Below are 16,818 nucleotides of genomic sequence, written 5' to 3'. Positions count from 1 at the left end.
GGGGAACGGGAACGGCCCGTCCGCACGGGGTGCGGACGGGCCGTTCTGCGTACTGCCTGAGGTGTTACGCCGGGACGCTGGCGACACCCTGCGCGAGGAACTTCTTGCCGTTCACCCGCTCGGAGACGCCCTCACGGTCCAGGTACGGGGTGATGCCGCCCAGGTGGAAGGGCCAGCCTGCACCGGTGATGAGGCAGAGGTCGATGTCCTGGGCCTCGGCCACGACACCCTCCTCCAGCATCAGACCGATCTCCTGCGCCACCGCGTCCAGGACGCGGTCGCGGACCTGCTCCTCGGTCAGGACCGACTCGCCCTGCACCAGGAGGGCGGCGACCTCGGGGTCCAGCTCCGGCTTGCCGGAGTCGTAGACGTAGAAGCCGCGCTTGCCCGCCTTGACGACCGCAGCGAGGTTCGGGGAGACGGTGAAGCGCTCCGGGAAGGCGCGGTTCAGGGTCTCGGAGACGTGCAGACCGATCGCCGGGCCGACGAGCTCCAGCAGCACCAGCGGGGACATCGGCAGGCCGAGCGGCTCGATGGCCTTCTCCGCCGTGACGACCGGGGTGCCCTCGTCGATGACGTTCTGGATCTCGCCCATGAAGCGGGTCAGGATGCGGTTCACCACGAACGCCGGGGCGTCCTTGGTGAGGACCGCGGTCTTCTTCAGCTTCTTGGCGACACCGAAGGCCGTGGCCAGCGAGGCGTCGTCGGTCTGCTCACCGCGGACGATCTCCAGCAGCGGGAGGATCGCGACCGGGTTGAAGAAGTGGAAGCCGACCACGCGCTCCGGGTGCCGGAGCTTGGAGGCCATCTCCGACACCGACAGCGAGGAGGTGTTGGTGGCGAGGATCGCGTGTGCCGGGGCGACCGCCTCGACCTCCGCGAACACCTTCTGCTTGACGGACATCTCCTCGAACACGGCCTCGATGATGAAGTCCGCGTCCGCGAAGCCCTCGGCCTTGTCCAGGACGCCGCTCACCAGGCCGGTCAGGCGGTTGGCCTTGTCCTGGTTGATGCGGCCCTTGCCGAGCAGCTTCTGGATCTCGGCGTGGACGTAGCCCACGCCCTTGTCCACACGCTCCTGGTCGATGTCGGTGAGGACCACCGGCACCTCCAGGCGGCGCAGGAAGAGCAGCGCCAGCTGCGAGGCCATCAGGCCCGCGCCGACGACGCCCACCTTGGTGACCGGACGGGCCAGCGACTTGTCCGGGGCACCGGCCGGGCGCTTGGCGCGCTTCTGGACCAGGTTGAAGGCGTAGATGCCCGAGCGCAGCTCGCCGCCCATGATCAGGTCCGCGAGGGCCTGGTCCTCGGCGTCGAAGCCGGCCTGGAGGTCGCCGTCCTTGGCCGCGGCGATGATGTCCAGCGCGCGGTAGGCGGCCGGAGCGGCGCCGTGCACCTTGGAGTCCGCGACGAAGCGGCCCTTGGCGACGGCCGCGTCCCAGGCCTCGCCGCGGTCGACCTCGGCGCGTACGACCTCGGTCTCGCCCTTCAGGACCTTCGCGGTCCAGATGAGGGACTGCTCCAGGAAGTCGGCGCCCTCGAAGATCGCGTCGGCGATGCCGAGCTCGAAGACCTGCTTGCCCTTCAGCTGGCGGTTCTGGTTGAGCGAGTTCTCGATGATGACCGAGACCGCGCGCTCCGCGCCGATCAGGTTCGGGAGGATGGCGCAGCCGCCCCAGCCCGGAACCAGGCCGAGGAAGACCTCGGGCAGCGAGAAGGCCGGGATGGCCTTCGAGACGGTGCGGTAGGAGCAGTGCAGACCGACCTCGACACCGCCGCCCATCGCCGCGCCGTTGTAGTAGGCGAAGGTCGGGACGGCCAGCGCGGACAGGCGCTTGAAGACGTCGTGGCCGCCCTTGCCGATGGCGAGCGCCTCGTCGTGCTTCTTCAGCAGCTCGACGCCCTTGAGGTCGGCGCCGACCGCGAAGATGAACGGCTTGCCGGTGACGCCCGCGCCGACGATGGAGCCCGCGAGGGCCTCCTGCTCGACCTGGTCGATCGCCGCGTTGAGGTTGGCGAGGGACTGCGGGCCGAAGGTGGTCGGCTTGGTGTGGTCGAAGCCGTTGTCCAGCGTGACGAGCGCGAAGCGCCCGGCGCCGAACGGCAGGTCCAGGTGGCGGACGTGCGCGGACGTGACGACCTCGTCCGGGAACAGCTCGGCCGCGCCCTTCAGGAGCTCAGCGGTGGTGCTCACTTGGAGTCTCCCTCGGCGTTGAAGTTCGGGTTCTCCCAGATGACCGTGGCGCCCATGCCGAAGCCGACGCACATGGTGGTCAGGCCGTAACGGACGTGCGGCTGCTCCTCGAACTGGCGGGCCAGCTGCGTCATCAGGCGGACGCCGGAGGAGGCCAGCGGGTGGCCGAAGGCGATGGCGCCGCCGTACTGGTTGACGCGGGCGTCGTCGTCGGCGATGCCGTAGTGCTCCAGGAAGGCCAGCACCTGCACGGCGAAGGCCTCGTTGATCTCGAACAGGCCGATGTCGTCGATCGTCAGACCGGCCTGCGCGAGGGCCTTCTCGGTGGCCGGGATCGGGCCGTAGCCCATGACCTCCGGCTCGACACCCGCGAAGGAGTAGGAGACGAGGCGCATCTTGACCGGGAGGTTGTTCTCGCGGGCGAAGTCCTCGGACGCGATGATCGCGGCGGTGGCACCGTCGTTGAGACCGGCGGCGTTGCCCGCGGTGACCCGGCCGTGCGTGCGGAACGGGGTCTTCAGGCCGGCCAGGTTCTCCAGCGTGGTGCCCGGGCGCATCGGCTCGTCGGAGGTGACCAGGCCCCAGCCGGTCTCGCCCGCGGCCTCGTTGGTGTTGCGCACCGAGATCGGGACCAGGTCCTGCTGGATCTTGCCGTCGGCGTACGCCTTGGCGGCCTTCTCCTGCGAGCGCACGGCGTACTCGTCGGCGCGGAGCTTGGTGATCGTCGGGTACCGGTCGTGCAGGTTCTCGGCGGTCATGCCCATGAACAGGGCGGACTCGTCGACCAGCTTCTCGGAGACGAAGCGCGGGTTCGGGTCGACGCCCTCGCCCATGGGGTGGCGGCCCATGTGCTCGACACCGCCGGCGAGGGCGACGTCGTACGCACCGAAGGCCACACCGCCCGCGACGGCGGTCACGGCGGTCAGCGCGCCGGCGCACATGCGGTCGATGGAGTAGCCCGGGACGGACTGCGGCAGGCCCGCGAGGATGCCGGCGGTGCGGCCCAGCGTCAGGCCCTGGTCGCCGATCTGGGTGGTCGCCGCGATGGCGACCTCGTCGATCTTCTTGGGGTCGAGGTCCGGGTTGCGGCGCAGCAGCTCCCGGATCGCCTTCACGACGAGGTCGTCGGCGCGGGTCTCGTGGTAGATGCCCTTCGGGCCCGCCTTGCCGAACGGGGTGCGGACGCCGTCGACGAAGACGACGTCCCTGACGGTACGAGGCACGTTGGCTCTCCTCCAGGTACGGGATGGCGCTGCTGCGCGGGGGCGGCCCGGCCGACTGGCTGAGCGCCCGCTCACCCGGCCATGCTACTTGCCGGTAACCGGCGTGCACACCCCCTCCCCGAACAGCGGCGAAGGTCACACTCCCGAACCCGCGCGCCCCTTCCGCGCGCCCGTCCGACTGGAGCGGCGGCGGTTACCCGATCGGGGTGTTGGGGGCCCCGGGCGGCGCTGCGTGCGGACACCCCGGGGCGGCCCGCCGATCCTGGCGGGGTCCGGGGCGTCCTCCCGGGCCGGGCCGACCGGAAGGGTTCGAACATGGCCGTCGTCACCACCGACCACGCGGTACCCCACGAGTCCCAGCTCCCCCTCAACAAGGGCGAGACCGTCAACCTCTTCGTACGGGAGCGCGACGGCACCAGATCCGGCACCGAGCGCAAGGCCGTGCTGATGCTGCACGGCCGCAGCGTCCCGGTGCTGCCCGGCTTCGACCTGGGCACCGACAAGTACAACTGGATGCTGTTCCTGGCCGACGCGGGCTTCGACGTCTTCGCCATGGACCTCCAGGGTTACGGCCGCTCACCCCGGCCCTCGGTGATGAACGAACCCTGCAACGCCAATCCCAAGCACCAGAAGCTCCTCTTCGGCGGCAATCCCCTGCCGGGGCAGAGCACCTGCCCCGCGACGTACGCCAACCAGCTGGGGGACTCCCGCAGCGACTGGTCCGAGGTGCACACCGTCGTCGAGTTCATCAAGGACCGGCACAACCTGCAGAAGGTCGCCCTGCTGGGCTGGTCCGCGGCGGCGCAGGTGTTCGGCCCGTACGCCATCCAGCATCCGGAGAACGTGCAGAGCCTGTTCCTGCTGGCACCGGTCTTCCCGCCGGAAGGCCAGCCCTCCCTGAGCGGAACCGACTGGGACCCGCCGTACCCCATGCCGGTGTCCACCCCGGCGGGCACGTGGGGCTTCCCGATGAACCTCACCGGGAAGGCCGGCTTCGAGGACGGATGGGACAGGGAGCTGGGCTGCGCGGAAAGGCAGCGGGAGGAGGGCATGATCGAGAGGGTGTGGGCGGCGTGCATGGCGAACGACCCGCTGGGCAGCACCTGGGGACAGCCTGAAGCAGGGCTTCCGCTCGGGGTGCTGCGCTACCGCAACCCGTACTGGTGGGGCTGGAACAAGACGGGGGCCAAGCTGCGCGGGATCCTCGGCGACCAGGTGCCGGTGCTCATCGCGGTCGGGGAGCACGACAAGACGGTCAACAGCCCGCCGGGGACGGTGCCCTTCCTTTCGGTACCCGAGCTCTACCAAGCCATCCCGGGCCCGCGGAAGCTGATGTTCAAGGTGGCCTGCGCCGGTCACCAGATCCCCTGGGAACTACCGTCCAAGCACGTCCACCACCTGTCCCGCCAGTGGCTCAAGCACACCGCGATCGACGGACACACCGGCGGCAGCTTCGTGATGGACGAGGACGGCGACTACACCCCCGCGCCGTAACACGCGCAGGCCCCCGGCTTCGGGAGCCGGGGGCCTGCGCGGGGTGGAGCGGGATCAGGCGGTCGCCGCCAGAGCGGTCACCAGCACGGGCGTGACCTGCTCGATCTGCCAGGGGCGGGCGCCGTGGTCCGCGAGGGCCTGGGCGACCGTGTCCGGCCCCAGCCGCTGCGGGGGCTCCCAGCACAGCCGGCGCACCGTGTCCGGGGTGATCAGGTTCTCCTGCGGCAGGTTCAGCTGCTCGGCCAGCGCCGACACGGCCGCACGGGCCGCCGACAGCCGCGCCGCGGCGGCCGGGTCCTTGTCCGCCCAGGAACGCGGCGGCGGCGGGCCCGCCGGGGACGCACCCGGCTGCGGCAGCTCGCTCTCGGGCAGGGCCTTCGCCCGGTCCACGGCGGCCATCCACTGGTCCAGCTGGCGCCGGCCCATCCGCTGCCCGTACCCGGGAAGCGCCGACAGGGCGTGCACGTTCGAAGGCAGGGCCAGGGCCGCCTCGACGATCGCCGCGTCGCCCAGCACCTTGCCGGGGGAGACGTCCCGGCGCTGCGCGATGCGGTCGCGGGACTCCCACAGCTCCCGGACGACGGCCATCTGCCGGCGGCGGCGCACCTTGTGCATGCCGGAGGTGCGGCGCCAGGGGTCCTTGCGGGGCGGGGCGGGCGGGGCCGAGGCGATGGCGTCGAATTCCTGGCGGGCCCACTCCAGCTTGCCCTGCCGGTCCAGCTCCTTCTCCAGCGCGTCCCGCAGGTCCACCAGCAGCTCCACGTCGAGCGCGGCGTAGCGCAGCCACGGCTCGGGGAGCGGGCGGGTCGACCAGTCGACGGCGGAGTGCCCCTTCTCCAGGGCGTAGCCGAGCACGCTCTCGACCATGGCGCCGAGGCCGACGCGGGGGAAGCCAGCCAGGCGGCCGGCCAGCTCGGTGTCGAACAGCGAGGTCGGCACCATGCCTATGTCCCGCAGGCACGGCAGGTCCTGGGTGGCGGCGTGCAGGATCCACTCGGTCCCGGAGAGGGCTTCGCCCAGCGCCGACAGGTCGGGGCAGCCGACCGGGTCGATCAGTGCGGAGCCCGCACCCTCGCGGCGCAGCTGCACCAGGTAGGCGCGCTGCCCGTAGCGGTAGCCGGAGGCGCGCTCGGCGTCCACGGCCACGGGCCCGGTGCCGGCGGCGAAGGCCGCGACGACCCGGGCGAGGGCCTCGGCGTCGGCGACGACGGGCGGAATGCCCTCACGGGGCTCGAGCAAGGGAATCGGCGTCGGCTGCCCATCGGACGGAACCTCGGCGTCCGGGGGGCCGCCCCCGGTGGTGGTGCGCAGGTGTGCTGCGGTCTCTTGGGCGTCGGTCACCGGTCAAGGGTATCCGGGTATGTGACGCGCCCGTCGCCGGAACGTTCCGTCGACGGGCGCGAGGGGGAGCGGGGCGGCCGGTTCCCGGGGGCTCCCGGCGGGTCGCCCGGAGCCGCGGGGCGGATCAGTGGATGATCCCCGTCCGCAGAGCGACGGCGACCATTCCGGCCCGGTCGCCGGTGCCCAGCTTGCGGGCGATCCGGGCGAGGTGCGACTTGACGGTCAGGGCGGACAGGCCCATCGAGACGCCGATGGCCTTGTTGGACTGGCCCTCGGCGACGAGGCGCAGGACCTCGACCTCGCGGCCGGAGAGCTCTCGGTAGCCGCCCGGGTGGCTCGGGGCACCCGGGGGGCGGCGGTGCATACGGGCGGCGGCGGCGCCGATGGGGGCGGCGCCGGGCCGGGTGGGGAGTCCGATGTTGGTCCGGGTGCCGGTGACGACGTAGCCCTTCACTCCGCCCGCGAGGGCGTTGCGGACGGCGCCGATGTCATCGGCGGCCGACAGGGCCAGGCCGTTCGGCCAGCCGGCGGCGCGGGTCTCGGAGAGCAGGGTGAGACCGGAACCGTCGGGCAGGTGTACGTCGGCCACGCAGATGTCGCGCGGGCTGCCGACGCGGGGGCGGGCCTCCGCGATGGACGAAGCCTCGATCACGTCACGGACTCCGAGGGCCCACAGATGGCGGGTCACCGTGGAACGGACGCGCGGGTCGGCCACGACGACCATGGCCGTCGGCTTGTTCGGGCGGTAGGCGACCAGGCTTGCGGGCTGCTCGAGAAGAACGGACACCTAGGCCTCCTGGGGGAGTGGCGGGACGGGCCGGCTCGGGGAAGGGAAGCCGGTTCGCACCGTTCGGATGGTCACTGACTCCTTCGGCACGTCACCCACCCGGCTTTAGGGAATGATCACGATTTGGTGAGTAACAATTCGGGCAATTCGGACGCACGATCGATCAAGCGATGATCAGAAGGCCGCCCGGCGCGCACCGTTCTGACACCCCGTTACGACATCGGGCGTCCGATCCGGGCGCGCGCGAGGGGGCCGGACGGCCCCGAGCGGCGGCGGGGCTACGGGTGGTGCGGACCGCGCCGCTGTGGCAGGGACACCACGCCGGTCGCGTTGTCCGTCGGCCCCACCGGCGGCAGCCCGGCGATCTGGCACAGCAGCTCGCACCACGCCGCCAGGTGCGCCGTGGTGTCCGGCACCCCGCCCGCCCCCTCCCGGGGGGTCCACGAGGCCCTGATCTCGATCTGGGTGGCCGGACGGCGCTCCGCGAGCCCGCCGAAGTAGTGCGAGGCGGCCATGGTCACCGTCCCGCTCGCCTCCCCGTACCCCAGCCCGCGCGCCTCCAGCGCCCCCGTCAGCCAGGACCAGCACACCTCCGGCAGGAGCGGGTCCGCGGCCATCTCCGGCTCCAGCTCCGCCCGTACGAGCGTCACCAGCCGGAAGGTGCCCTGCCAGGCCTCGTGCCCGGCCGGGTCGTGGAGCAGGATGAGCCGGCCGTCGGCCAGATCGTCCTCGCCGTCCACGACCGCCGCCTCCAGCGCGTAGGCGTGGGGCGCCAGGCGCTGGGGCGGCTTCGTCGGGTCGATCTCGATCCCCGGCCGCAGCCGCGCCTTGCGCAAGCCCTCGACCGCCCGCCGGAACGGGAGCGGGACGGAGCTCTCCTTCGCGCCGCCCGTACCCTCGGCGCCATCTGAAAATCGTCCCTGAGCCGCAGCCATGCCGGGAAGACTAGGCGGAACGAGCGCCCGTACGGCGCAGGGACACCCGCGCCGGGCCGGACACTTCTTCATACGTGCGAAGATTCGGGTCGTGAGCGCCAACGAACGCCCCCAGGGCCCGCCGAGTCAGACGTACGATTCCGCCTTCCTGAAGGCGTGCAGGCGAGAGCCGGTACCCCACACCCCCGTGTGGTTCATGAGGCAGGCCGGGCGCTCACTCCCCGAGTACCGCAAGGTGCGCGAGGGCACGGCCATGCTGGAGTCCTGCATGCGCCCCGACCTGGTCACCGAGATCACCATGCAGCCCGTACGGCGCCACAACGTCGACGCGGCGATCTTCTTCTCGGACATCGTCGTCCCGCTGAAGGCCATCGGCGTCGACCTGGACATCAAGCCGGGCATCGGCCCGGTCGTCGCCCAGCCGATCCGCCGCCGCGAGGACCTCGCACAGCTGCGCGACCTCACCCCGGAGGACGTCACGTACGTCACCGAGGCGATCGGCATGCTCACGGGTGAACTGGGCGGCACGCCGTTGATCGGCTTCGCCGGCGCGCCCTTCACCCTCGCGAGCTACCTCGTCGAGGGCGGTCCGTCCAAGAACCACGAGCACACCAAGGCCCTCATGTACGGGGACCCCGGCCTGTGGGCCGAGCTGCTCGACCGCCTCGCCGAGATCACCTCCGCCTTCCTCAAGGTCCAGATCGAGGCCGGCGTCTCCGCCGTCCAGCTCTTCGACTCCTGGGTCGGCGCGCTCGCCCCGGCGGACTACCGCCGCTCGGTCATGCCCGCCTCCGCGAAGGTCTTCTCCGCCGTCGAGCACTACGGGGTCCCGCGCATCCACTTCGGCGTGGGCACCGGCGAGCTGCTGGGCCTGATGGGCGAGGCCGGCGCCGACGTCATGGGCGTCGACTACCGGGTCTCGCTGGACGAGGCCGTGCGCCGGGTCGGCCCCGGCAAGGCGCTCCAGGGCAACCTGGACCCGGCCGTCCTCTTCTCCACCCCCGAGGCCGTCCAGGCCAAGGCGGACGAGGTCCTGGCCGCCGCGGCGGGCCTGGAGGGCCACGTCTTCAACCTCGGCCACGGCGTCCTGCCGACCACCGACCCGGACGCCCTGACCCGCCTGGTGGACTACGTCCACACCCGGACGCAGCGCTAGCCCTCGCCGTTTCCCGGGGGCTCCGCCGCCAGACCCCCGCGCGGCGTTTGAGCGCAACGGGGTCCGGGGCGCAGCCCCGGGGAACGGTGGAAGGGCGGGTAGGGGACCCGCCCCGCAGGGCTCAGGCGCCCGCCGCCCGCACCGCGGTCACCGCCTTGCGGGCGGCGACCAGCACCGGGTCCCACACCGGGGAGAACGGCGGGGCGTAGCCCAGGTCCAGGGAGACGACCTGCTCCACCGTCATGCCCGCCGTCAGGGCGACGGCCGCGATGTCCACCCGCTTCGCCGAGCCCGCCCCGCCGACGATCTGGACGCCGAGCAGGCGGCCCGTGCGCTGCTCCGCGAGCATCTTGACCGTCATCTGCGCCGCGCCCGGGTAGTAGCCCGCCGTGTTCGTCGAGCGGACGGCGGCCGTCACGAACCGCAAGCCCGCCTCCCGCGCGTCCTTCTCGCGCAGTCCGGTACGGGCGATCTCCAGGTCGCAGACCTTGCTGACCGCCGTGCCGACGACCCCCGGGAAGGTCGCGTAGCCGCCGCCCGCCCCCGAGCCGATGACCTGGCCGTGCTTGTTGGCGTGCGTGCCCAGCGGGATGTGCCGCAGCCGGCCCGCCACCAGGTCCAGCACCTCCACGCAGTCACCGCCCGCCCAGATGTCCTCGTGCCCCCGGACCCGCATCGACAGGTCCGTCAGCAGGCCCCCGGACTCGCCCAGCGGCAGCCCGGCCGCCCGGGCCAGGGACGTACGCGGCTCGACACCGAGGCCGAGCACCACCACGTCCGCCGGGTACTCCTGCCCGTCCGCCGTGACCACCGCGCGGGCCCGGCCCTCCCCGTCGTGCAGGACCTCCACCGCCTCGGCGCGGGCCACCGTACGGATCCCCATGCCGTTCATCGCGCTGTGCACCAGGGCGCCCATGTCCGGGTCCAGGGTGGACATGGGCTGCTCGCCCCGGTGCAGGACCGTGACCTCGTACCCCCGGCCGGTCAGGGCCTCGGCCATCTCCACCCCGATGTAGCCCGCGCCGACCACGACCGCCCGGCGGCCCTCCGTCCGCTCCAGGGTCCCCATCAGGCGCTGCCCGTCGTCCAGGGTCTGGATCCCGTGCACCCCGTGCGCGCCGATCCCCGGCAGCTTCGGCCGGACCGGGCGGGCGCCGGTGGCCAGGACCAGCTTGTCGTAGCCCGTCCAGGACTCGGCGCCGCTCTCCAGGTCGCGGGAGCGCACCCGGCGGCCCGGCACGTCCAGCTCCACGACCTCCGTGCGGGTGCGCAGGTCGATGCCCCGGTCGCGGTGCTCCTGGGGGGTGCGGGCGATGAGGTCGTCCCGCTCGCCGACCAGGCCGCCGACCCAGTACGGGATCCCGCACGCGGAGTACGAGGTGAAGTGCCCGCGCTCGAAGGCGATGATCTCCAGCTCCTCCGGGCCCTTCAGCCGCCGGGCCTGTGACGCGGCGGACATCCCCGCCGCGTCCCCGCCGACCACCACCAGTCGTTCCACCGCCATCGTCCGCCCCGCCTCCGTGCGCGCCTTCGCCTACGGGGACACGCTACGGGCGCATCCTCCGTCAGTCCTGGACATCCGCTCCGGGCTCCACCGGGGCTCCGGCCCTGCCCCGGGCATCCGCGGGGGCGGCCTGGCGCGGTACCCGGGTCCGGGCCGGGCCCGTCGCCGGCTTCGCCGGGCGCAGCCGGCGGTACGCCCTGAACCCGAGGAACACCAGCGCGCCGGCGATCGCGAACGGCAACACCGCCGCGACCGCGAGGGCCAGGTAGCGCACGAGCGTCGTGAACAGGCTCCAGCCGCCGGCCAGGGCGTCCCCCAGGCCCGGCTCCTCCTCCTCGCGCTCCGCCGGGGCCGCCGCGGGCTCGGAGACGGACACCGTGACCGTGCCCAGCGCGGTCTGGTCCTTCAGCGCGTTCTGCTGGGCCAGCAGCGACTCCAGGTCGGACTGGCGCCGGCTCAGCTCGCCCTCCAGCATCACCACGTCGCTCAGCGCCGAGGCCTTCTCCATCATCTCGCGCACCCGGGCCACGCTGGCCTGCTGGGACTTGACGCGGCTGTCGACGTCGGCGACCTTCTCGGTGACGTCCTGCGCCTCGACCTTCCGGTTCAGCAGCTTCCCGCTGCCCTCCAGGGCGCCGATCACCGCGTCGAAGCGTTCGCCGGGCACCCGCAGCGTCAGCGTCGAGGTCATCCGGCCGTCCTTGGCGCGCTCGGTGGACTCGTTGCCGACGTACCCGCCCGCGCCCTCGGCCGCCGTGCGGGCCGCGGCCAGGGCCTTCTGCGGCTCCGCCGTCTCGATGGCCAGCGTCCCCGTACGGATGACGTGCGGGCGCAGCGGCGCCTGCGTCCCGGCTCCGGCGTCGGTCCCCGACGCCGGGGGAGCGGCCGCTCCGGCCCCCGGCTTGCCCGGGGCGGCGGCCCCCTCCCGCGGCCCCGCCACCGCGGCCCGGTCGGAGGCGGCCCGGCCGCCGTCGGCCCCGCAGCCCGCGAGAACGAGGGCCCCGGCGAGGGAGAGGCCGGCCAGCGCCGCGGCGCGGCGGTGTCTGTGGAGCGCATGCATCGTCAGTACCCCCGGGGGATCGGCTGATGTCCCCCCTTCGACGTCCCGCGCCCCCGGGCGGGTTTCGCCCGCCAGGTCCCGGCCTGATCCCGATGCGGTCACGTTCCGGCCTCACCGGCCGGTCTGCGACGATGTGTTCATGCACGAAGCGGACACACGTACGGACGGGCCGGCCCCTTCGCGGCACGTCGTCGTCATCGGCGGCGGCATCGCCGGGCTCGCGGCCGCCCACCGGCTGCTCGCCGACGGAGTCCGCGTCACCCTCCTCGAAGCGGGCCCGCGCCTCGGCGGCAAGCTGTACGCCTCGGAGCTCGCGGGCGCCCCCGTCGACCTCGGCGCCGAATCCGTGCTCGCCCGCCGCCCCGAGGCCCTGGAGCTCGCCCGGGCCGTCGGCCTCGGCGACGCCCTCCAGCCCCCGGCCACCACCACCGCCCGGCTGTGGACCCGCGGCGCGCTGCGCGAGATGCCCCGCGGCCACGTGATGGGCGTCCCGGGCGACACGGCCCCGCTCGCCGCCTCCGGCGTGCTGTCCGCCGAGGGCCTCGCCCGCATCTCCGCCGACACGGCACTGCCGCCCACCGAGGTCGGTGACGACGTGGCCGTCGGCGCGTACGTCGCCGCCCGGATGGGCCGCGAGGTCGTCGACCGGCTCGTCGAACCGCTGCTCGGCGGGGTCTACGCCGGCGACGCGTACCGCATCTCGATGCGCGCCGCCGTCCCCGCCCTGTACGAGGCCGTCCGCACCCACCCCACGCTGACCGAGAGCGTCCGCTCCCTCCAGAGCGGGGCCGCCGCCCGCGCGGCCGCCGAGCGGACCACCGTCACCGGTGCGGCCGCCACCGGCGCCTTCTTCGCCGGGATCGCCGGCGGCATCGGCCGGCTGCCGCTCGCCGTCGCCGACGCCTGCCGGGCCGCCGGGGCGCGGCTGCTGACCGGCACCCCGGTGCGCGGCATCAGCCGTACCCCCGCCGGCTGGCGGATCACCGCCGACGGCGAGGTCCTCGACGCCGACGCCGTGGTCCTCGCCACCCCCGCCGGACCCGCCGCCGAACTGCTCGCCCCGCACGCGCCGACGGCCGCCGCCGGGCTGCGCGAGGTCGAGTACGCCTCCATGGCCCTGGTCACGATGGCCTTCCGGCGCGCTGACCTGCCCGCCGCGATCGCCGACGGAGGCGCCAGCGGGTTCCTCGTACCGCCCGTCGACGGACGGACGATCAAGGCGTCCACCTTCTCCAGCAACAAGTGGTCCTGGGCCGGGGCCGACCCCGAGCTGTTCCTGCTGCGCACCTCCGTCGGCCGCCACGGCGACGACGGCGACCTCGAGCGGGAGGACGCCGAGCTGGTCGACTGCTCCCTCGGCGACCTCGGCGAGGCCGTCGGGCTGGCCGCCCGGCCGGTGGCCGCGACCGTCACCCGCTGGGACGGCGGACTGCCCCAGTACCCGGTCGGCCACCTGGCCCGCGTCGAGCGGATCAGGGCCGCCGTCGCCGCGCTGCCCGGCTTCGCCGTCTGCGGGGCCCTGTACGACGGCGTGGGCGTCCCGGCCTGCATCGCGAGCGCCCGCACGGCGGCCGACGCGGTGATCGCCGCGATGGCCACCCCTGGGACAGACCACTGATCAGCACACGGGACAATGGACACATGACTGCACCAGAGAAGATTCCCAACGCGGGGAAGAAGGCGAAGGACCTCAACGAGGTCATCCGCTACACCCTGTGGTCCGTCTTCAAGCTGAAGGACGTCCTGCCGGAGGACCGCACCGGCTTCGCCGACGAGGTCCAGGAGCTCTTCGACCAGCTGGCAGCCAAGGACATCACCGTCCGCGGCACCTATGACGTCTCCGGCCTGCGCGCCGACGCGGACATCATGATCTGGTGGCACGCCGAGACCTCGGACGAGCTGCAGACCGCGTACAACCTGTTCCGCCGCACCAGGCTGGGCCGCGCGCTGGAGCCCGTGTGGTCGAACATGGCCCTGCACCGCCCGGCCGAGTTCAACAAGTCGCACATCCCGGCCTTCCTCGCCGACGAGGTCGCCCGCGACTACGTCAGCGTGTACCCCTTCGTGCGCAGCTACGACTGGTACCTGCTGCCCGACGAGGACCGCCGCCGCATGCTCGCCGACCACGGCAAGATGGCCCGCGGCTACCCGGACGTGCGCGCCAACACCGTCGCGTCCTTCTCGCTGGGCGACTACGAGTGGCTGCTGGCCTTCGAGGCCGACGAGCTCTACCGCATCGTCGACCTCATGCGCCACCTGCGTGCCTCCGAAGCCCGGATGCACGTCCGCGAGGAGGTGCCCTTCTACACCGGGCGCCGCAAGTCCGTCGCCGATCTGGTGGCCGGGCTCGCCTGAGACCTCCCCTGGGGGGAAGGACCGGAGGAACACCCGTGACACAAGGGTGGCCCTCCGGGGATCGGGAGGCCCTGCCCCCGAAACGACGCAGCCGGAGATCCCGCCCGGAAGTTCAGACGGCCGGCGGCAGCAGCGCCCTGGAGGTGCTCGCCGCCCGGTCGTCCAGCGACACCGGTGCGGGCTCCGGATGCGGCGCACACGTCACGCGCCACCCCGGGGTGGCCCCCGTCAGCAGGTACCGCTCCACGTGCCGGTCCACGCACGCGTTGCGCCCGCCGACCACCCCGTGGGCGCCCGCCCGCTGCTCCGTGACCAGCGCGGCCCGCGCGCCGAGCCGCCCCTGGAGCTCCAGCGCGCCCCGGTGGGGCGTCGCCCCGTCCCGCTCCGCCGCGACGATCAGCGTCCCCGGCAGCCGGCCCGGCGGCGCCCCGACGTCGACCGGCCGTCGGCGCGCGGGGACCGGCCAGGAGGCGCAGGGCAGGTTCAGGAAGGTGTTGGTCCAGGCCTCGAAGGGGGCGCGGCGGGCCAGTTCGGTGCTGTCGCGGTCCCAGGTCCCCCAGTCGGCGGGCCACGGGGCGTCGTTGCACAGCACCGCCGTGTAGACGGCCGTCGCGTTCGCCGCCTCGGCCGCGGTACGCGGATCCCGGGCGGCCTGCCGGACGAGCGGGCCCGGGTCCCCGCGCAGGAAGGCGGCGAGGGCCGCGGCCCGCTCCGGCCAGACGTCGTCGTAGTACGCGGTCTGGAGGTACGCCGCGTGCAGCTCGCCCGTCCCGACGACTCCGCCCGCCGGGTCGCGGGCCACGGCCGCGCGGACCTTCTCGTAACTCGCCCGCACCGCCCGCCCGGTGGTGCCCAGCCCGTACGTGGCGTGGTGGCGGGCGGCCCAGGCCCGGAAGTCGGCCCAGCGGCGCTCGAAGCCGGGGGCCTGGCCGAGGTTGTTGCGGTACCAGATGCGGCGCGGGTCGGGATCGACCGCCGAGTCGAACACCATGCGGCGCACGCGGTCCGGGTGGCGGGTGGCGTAGACGGCACCGAGGTAGGTGCCGTACGAGGCCCCGATGAAGGTCAGCCGCGGCTCGCCGAGCGCGGCCCGGAGCACGTCCAGGTCGCGGGCGTTGTTCAGGGTCGTGTACTGGCCGAGCGCCGCGCCGGCGTGCCGGGCGCAGCCGCGGGCGTAGGCCCGGGCGGCGGCCAGCCGCGCCCGCTTGTAGGCGGCGGAGGGCTGCGCCGGGACCTGCGTCGGCCCGTGCGGCCGCTCGGCCGGGTCCTGGCAGTCCAGCGGCGCGGAGCGGCCCACTCCGCGCGGGGCGTAGCCGACGAGGTCGTAGGCGGCGGCGACACGGGCCCACGCGGGGCGGTCGGCGAGCAGGGGGAAGAACATCCCCGACGCGCCCGGTCCGCCGGGGTTGTGGACGAGCGCGCCCTGCCGGGCGGCGCCGCCGCGGCCACTGGCGGGGACCCGGCTGACGGTGAGGGAGATCTGCGGGCCGTCGGGGCGGGCGTAGTCGAGCGGGACCCGCAGGCTGGCGCACCGCACCGGATCCGGCAGCTCCTCGACGGTGGGGCAGGGGCGGAAGTCCAGCCGTGCGCCCCCGGTGGAGGGCCGGGGCACGGGCCGGGTCCCGGGGGCCGGAGGGCCGGCCGCCGGGCGCAGGGCGGCGGCCGCGGCGGCCCGCCGGGCGACGAGCTCCGCCCCGGCGTCCTCGGCGGCGACCCGTGCGTCCCCGGCACCGGGCCCGGGATCCGCCGCGCTCGCCCGGGCCGGCGCGGGGGCGGGGGCGCACAGGGCGAGGCAGAGGGCCGCCACGGCGGCTCCACGGCGCGCGGGCGTCGTCGTCCGGCAGGTGCGCATGGCGGCCCCTTCATCTCATCGTCCGGTCCGATGAGATGCCAGGAGCGGGTGGCAGTACAGGCACACCGCCGCAATGCGGCCCGGAATACCCCCGGTTGACGGAGCGTCCGGCCGGCGGAGTGCGGCGGGCGGGCCCGCTACGGCGTGTCGCGCCCGAGGGCGGCCCGCAGGTCCGGGTCGCGTACGGCCCGCAGGCCGCGTACGGCCACCGCCGCCAGGGGGTCGGCGCCGGCGCGCTCGCGCTCCAGGGCCGCGAGCAGACGCCGGCCGGCCGGGGAGGCCCACGGGGACTGGGCGGGGCCGCCCGCCCCGGCGACGGCCAGGCAGCACACCGCGAGCAGCATCGGCAGCGCGAACCAGTACAGCACCTTCGCCACGTCCGCCCCGTCCGCCGGGACGGCCAGCGAGGCCCCCGCCATCGCCACGACCAGCACCGCGGCCCCCTGCACGGACCGGACCCCCTCCGCCACCGCCTCCCGTACCGCGCGCGGCACTGCGAGGCCCGCCCCGGCCAGCCGGTCCGCGAGGGCCGCCACGGCCGCGTGCGCGGCGGCGGCCCGCCGTACGGCCGACACCGGCGACTGCCCGTCGGGGCCGAAGGCGCCCAGCACCGCCCGCTCGTGGTCGTCGCGCCCGACCGGGTCGAGCACGGTGGCCCAGCCGGTGCGGGCGAGCAGCAGCCGGTGGCGGCGTTCCATCGACAGCAGGGTCAGGACGGCGACCCGCTCCGGGCCGCCGGCCAGGTACGCGGCCTCGTACAGGCTCAGCGCCCCCTGCCGCCGGGCGGGGGCGGGCCGGGGCGCCGGCTCGGCGGCCTCGGTGGCGGCCCGCAGCAGGCGGGTGGCCGAGGTCAGCACCCCGGCCCAGGCCAGCAGCAGGAACAAGATCCAGAACATGGCCGATTTCTACAGCCGCGG

At 74.1% G+C, this 16,818-nt stretch carries 13 protein-coding genes; 4 read left to right on the top strand and 9 right to left on the bottom strand.

Features of this window, described 5'->3' with window-relative positions; genetic code table 11:
- Positions 1-64: 64 nt before the first annotated feature.
- Together ACZ501_RS23595 and ACZ501_RS23590 are read right to left on the bottom strand one after the other, a co-directional pair.
- A complete protein-coding gene (locus ACZ501_RS23595; protein ID WP_468797825.1) occupies positions 65-2,194 on the bottom strand; it encodes a 3-hydroxyacyl-CoA dehydrogenase NAD-binding domain-containing protein in 2,130 nt (709 codons plus the stop codon).
- A complete protein-coding gene (locus tag ACZ501_RS23590) occupies positions 2,191-3,417 on the bottom strand; it encodes a thiolase family protein (RefSeq protein ID WP_007267189.1) in 1,227 nt (408 codons plus the stop codon). The genes ACZ501_RS23595 and ACZ501_RS23590 overlap by 4 nt, the downstream gene beginning before the upstream one ends.
- A gap of 315 nt (positions 3,418-3,732) precedes the next feature.
- On the opposite strand from ACZ501_RS23590, the gene ACZ501_RS23585 reads away from it, so the two are divergent.
- Positions 3,733-4,911, top strand: a complete 1,179-nt coding sequence (locus tag ACZ501_RS23585; RefSeq protein WP_468797822.1) for an alpha/beta fold hydrolase — start codon at positions 3,733-3,735, stop codon at positions 4,909-4,911.
- Positions 4,912-4,965: 54 nt separating this feature from the next.
- On the opposite strand, the gene ACZ501_RS23580 is transcribed toward ACZ501_RS23585, so the two are convergent.
- From ACZ501_RS23580 to ACZ501_RS23570, 3 genes are all read right to left on the bottom strand, one after another.
- Positions 4,966-6,252: a ribonuclease D gene (locus tag ACZ501_RS23580; protein WP_362455301.1), complete on the bottom strand. Its 1,287-nt coding sequence runs from the start codon at positions 6,250-6,252 to the stop codon at positions 4,966-4,968.
- Positions 6,253-6,376: 124 nt separating this feature from the next.
- Entirely contained in the window at positions 6,377-7,039 is a 663-nt protein-coding gene (locus ACZ501_RS23575) for a helix-turn-helix transcriptional regulator (RefSeq protein ID WP_007267191.1), read from the bottom strand.
- Between the two features lie 278 nt (positions 7,040-7,317).
- On the bottom strand, positions 7,318-7,974 hold the full coding sequence (locus ACZ501_RS23570) for a DUF3000 domain-containing protein (protein WP_361603589.1): 657 nt from the start codon (positions 7,972-7,974) through the stop codon (positions 7,318-7,320).
- A gap of 91 nt (positions 7,975-8,065) precedes the next feature.
- Between ACZ501_RS23570 and hemE the strand changes: the two genes are divergently transcribed.
- Positions 8,066-9,130, top strand: coding sequence for a uroporphyrinogen decarboxylase (gene hemE, locus ACZ501_RS23565; RefSeq protein WP_468797819.1), 1,065 nt, complete (start codon positions 8,066-8,068; stop codon positions 9,128-9,130).
- Between the two features lie 121 nt (positions 9,131-9,251).
- Here the strand turns inward: hemE and ACZ501_RS23560 are convergent, their stop codons facing one another.
- Positions 9,252-10,634: an FAD-dependent oxidoreductase gene (locus ACZ501_RS23560; protein WP_361603583.1), complete on the bottom strand. Its 1,383-nt coding sequence runs from the start codon at positions 10,632-10,634 to the stop codon at positions 9,252-9,254.
- Positions 10,635-10,695: 61 nt separating this feature from the next.
- Positions 10,696-11,694, bottom strand: coding sequence for a DUF4349 domain-containing protein (locus tag ACZ501_RS23555; RefSeq protein WP_468797816.1), 999 nt, complete (start codon positions 11,692-11,694; stop codon positions 10,696-10,698).
- A 139-nt stretch (positions 11,695-11,833) separates the two neighbouring features.
- Here ACZ501_RS23555 and hemG point away from each other — a divergent pair, with 139 nt between their 5' ends.
- Positions 11,834-13,312: a protoporphyrinogen oxidase gene (hemG, locus tag ACZ501_RS23550; RefSeq protein WP_468797813.1), complete on the top strand. Its 1,479-nt coding sequence runs from the start codon at positions 11,834-11,836 to the stop codon at positions 13,310-13,312.
- A gap of 23 nt (positions 13,313-13,335) precedes the next feature.
- A complete protein-coding gene (gene hemQ / locus ACZ501_RS23545) occupies positions 13,336-14,049 on the top strand; it encodes a hydrogen peroxide-dependent heme synthase (protein ID WP_361603574.1) in 714 nt (237 codons plus the stop codon).
- A gap of 112 nt (positions 14,050-14,161) precedes the next feature.
- On the opposite strand, the gene ACZ501_RS23540 is transcribed toward hemQ, so the two are convergent.
- Complete coding sequence (locus ACZ501_RS23540) at positions 14,162-15,901, bottom strand: alpha/beta hydrolase (protein ID WP_468797810.1); 1,740 nt, start codon at positions 15,899-15,901, stop codon at positions 14,162-14,164.
- Positions 15,902-16,038: 137 nt separating this feature from the next.
- A complete protein-coding gene (locus tag ACZ501_RS23535; protein WP_361611707.1) occupies positions 16,039-16,797 on the bottom strand; it encodes a TIGR04222 domain-containing membrane protein in 759 nt (252 codons plus the stop codon).
- Positions 16,798-16,818 lie beyond the last annotated feature (21 nt).

Source organism: Streptomyces sp. NPDC034085 (assembly GCF_055575555.1).
The sequence above is the reverse complement of the archived record's forward strand: the minus strand, read 5'-3'. Positions and strand labels throughout refer to the sequence as shown.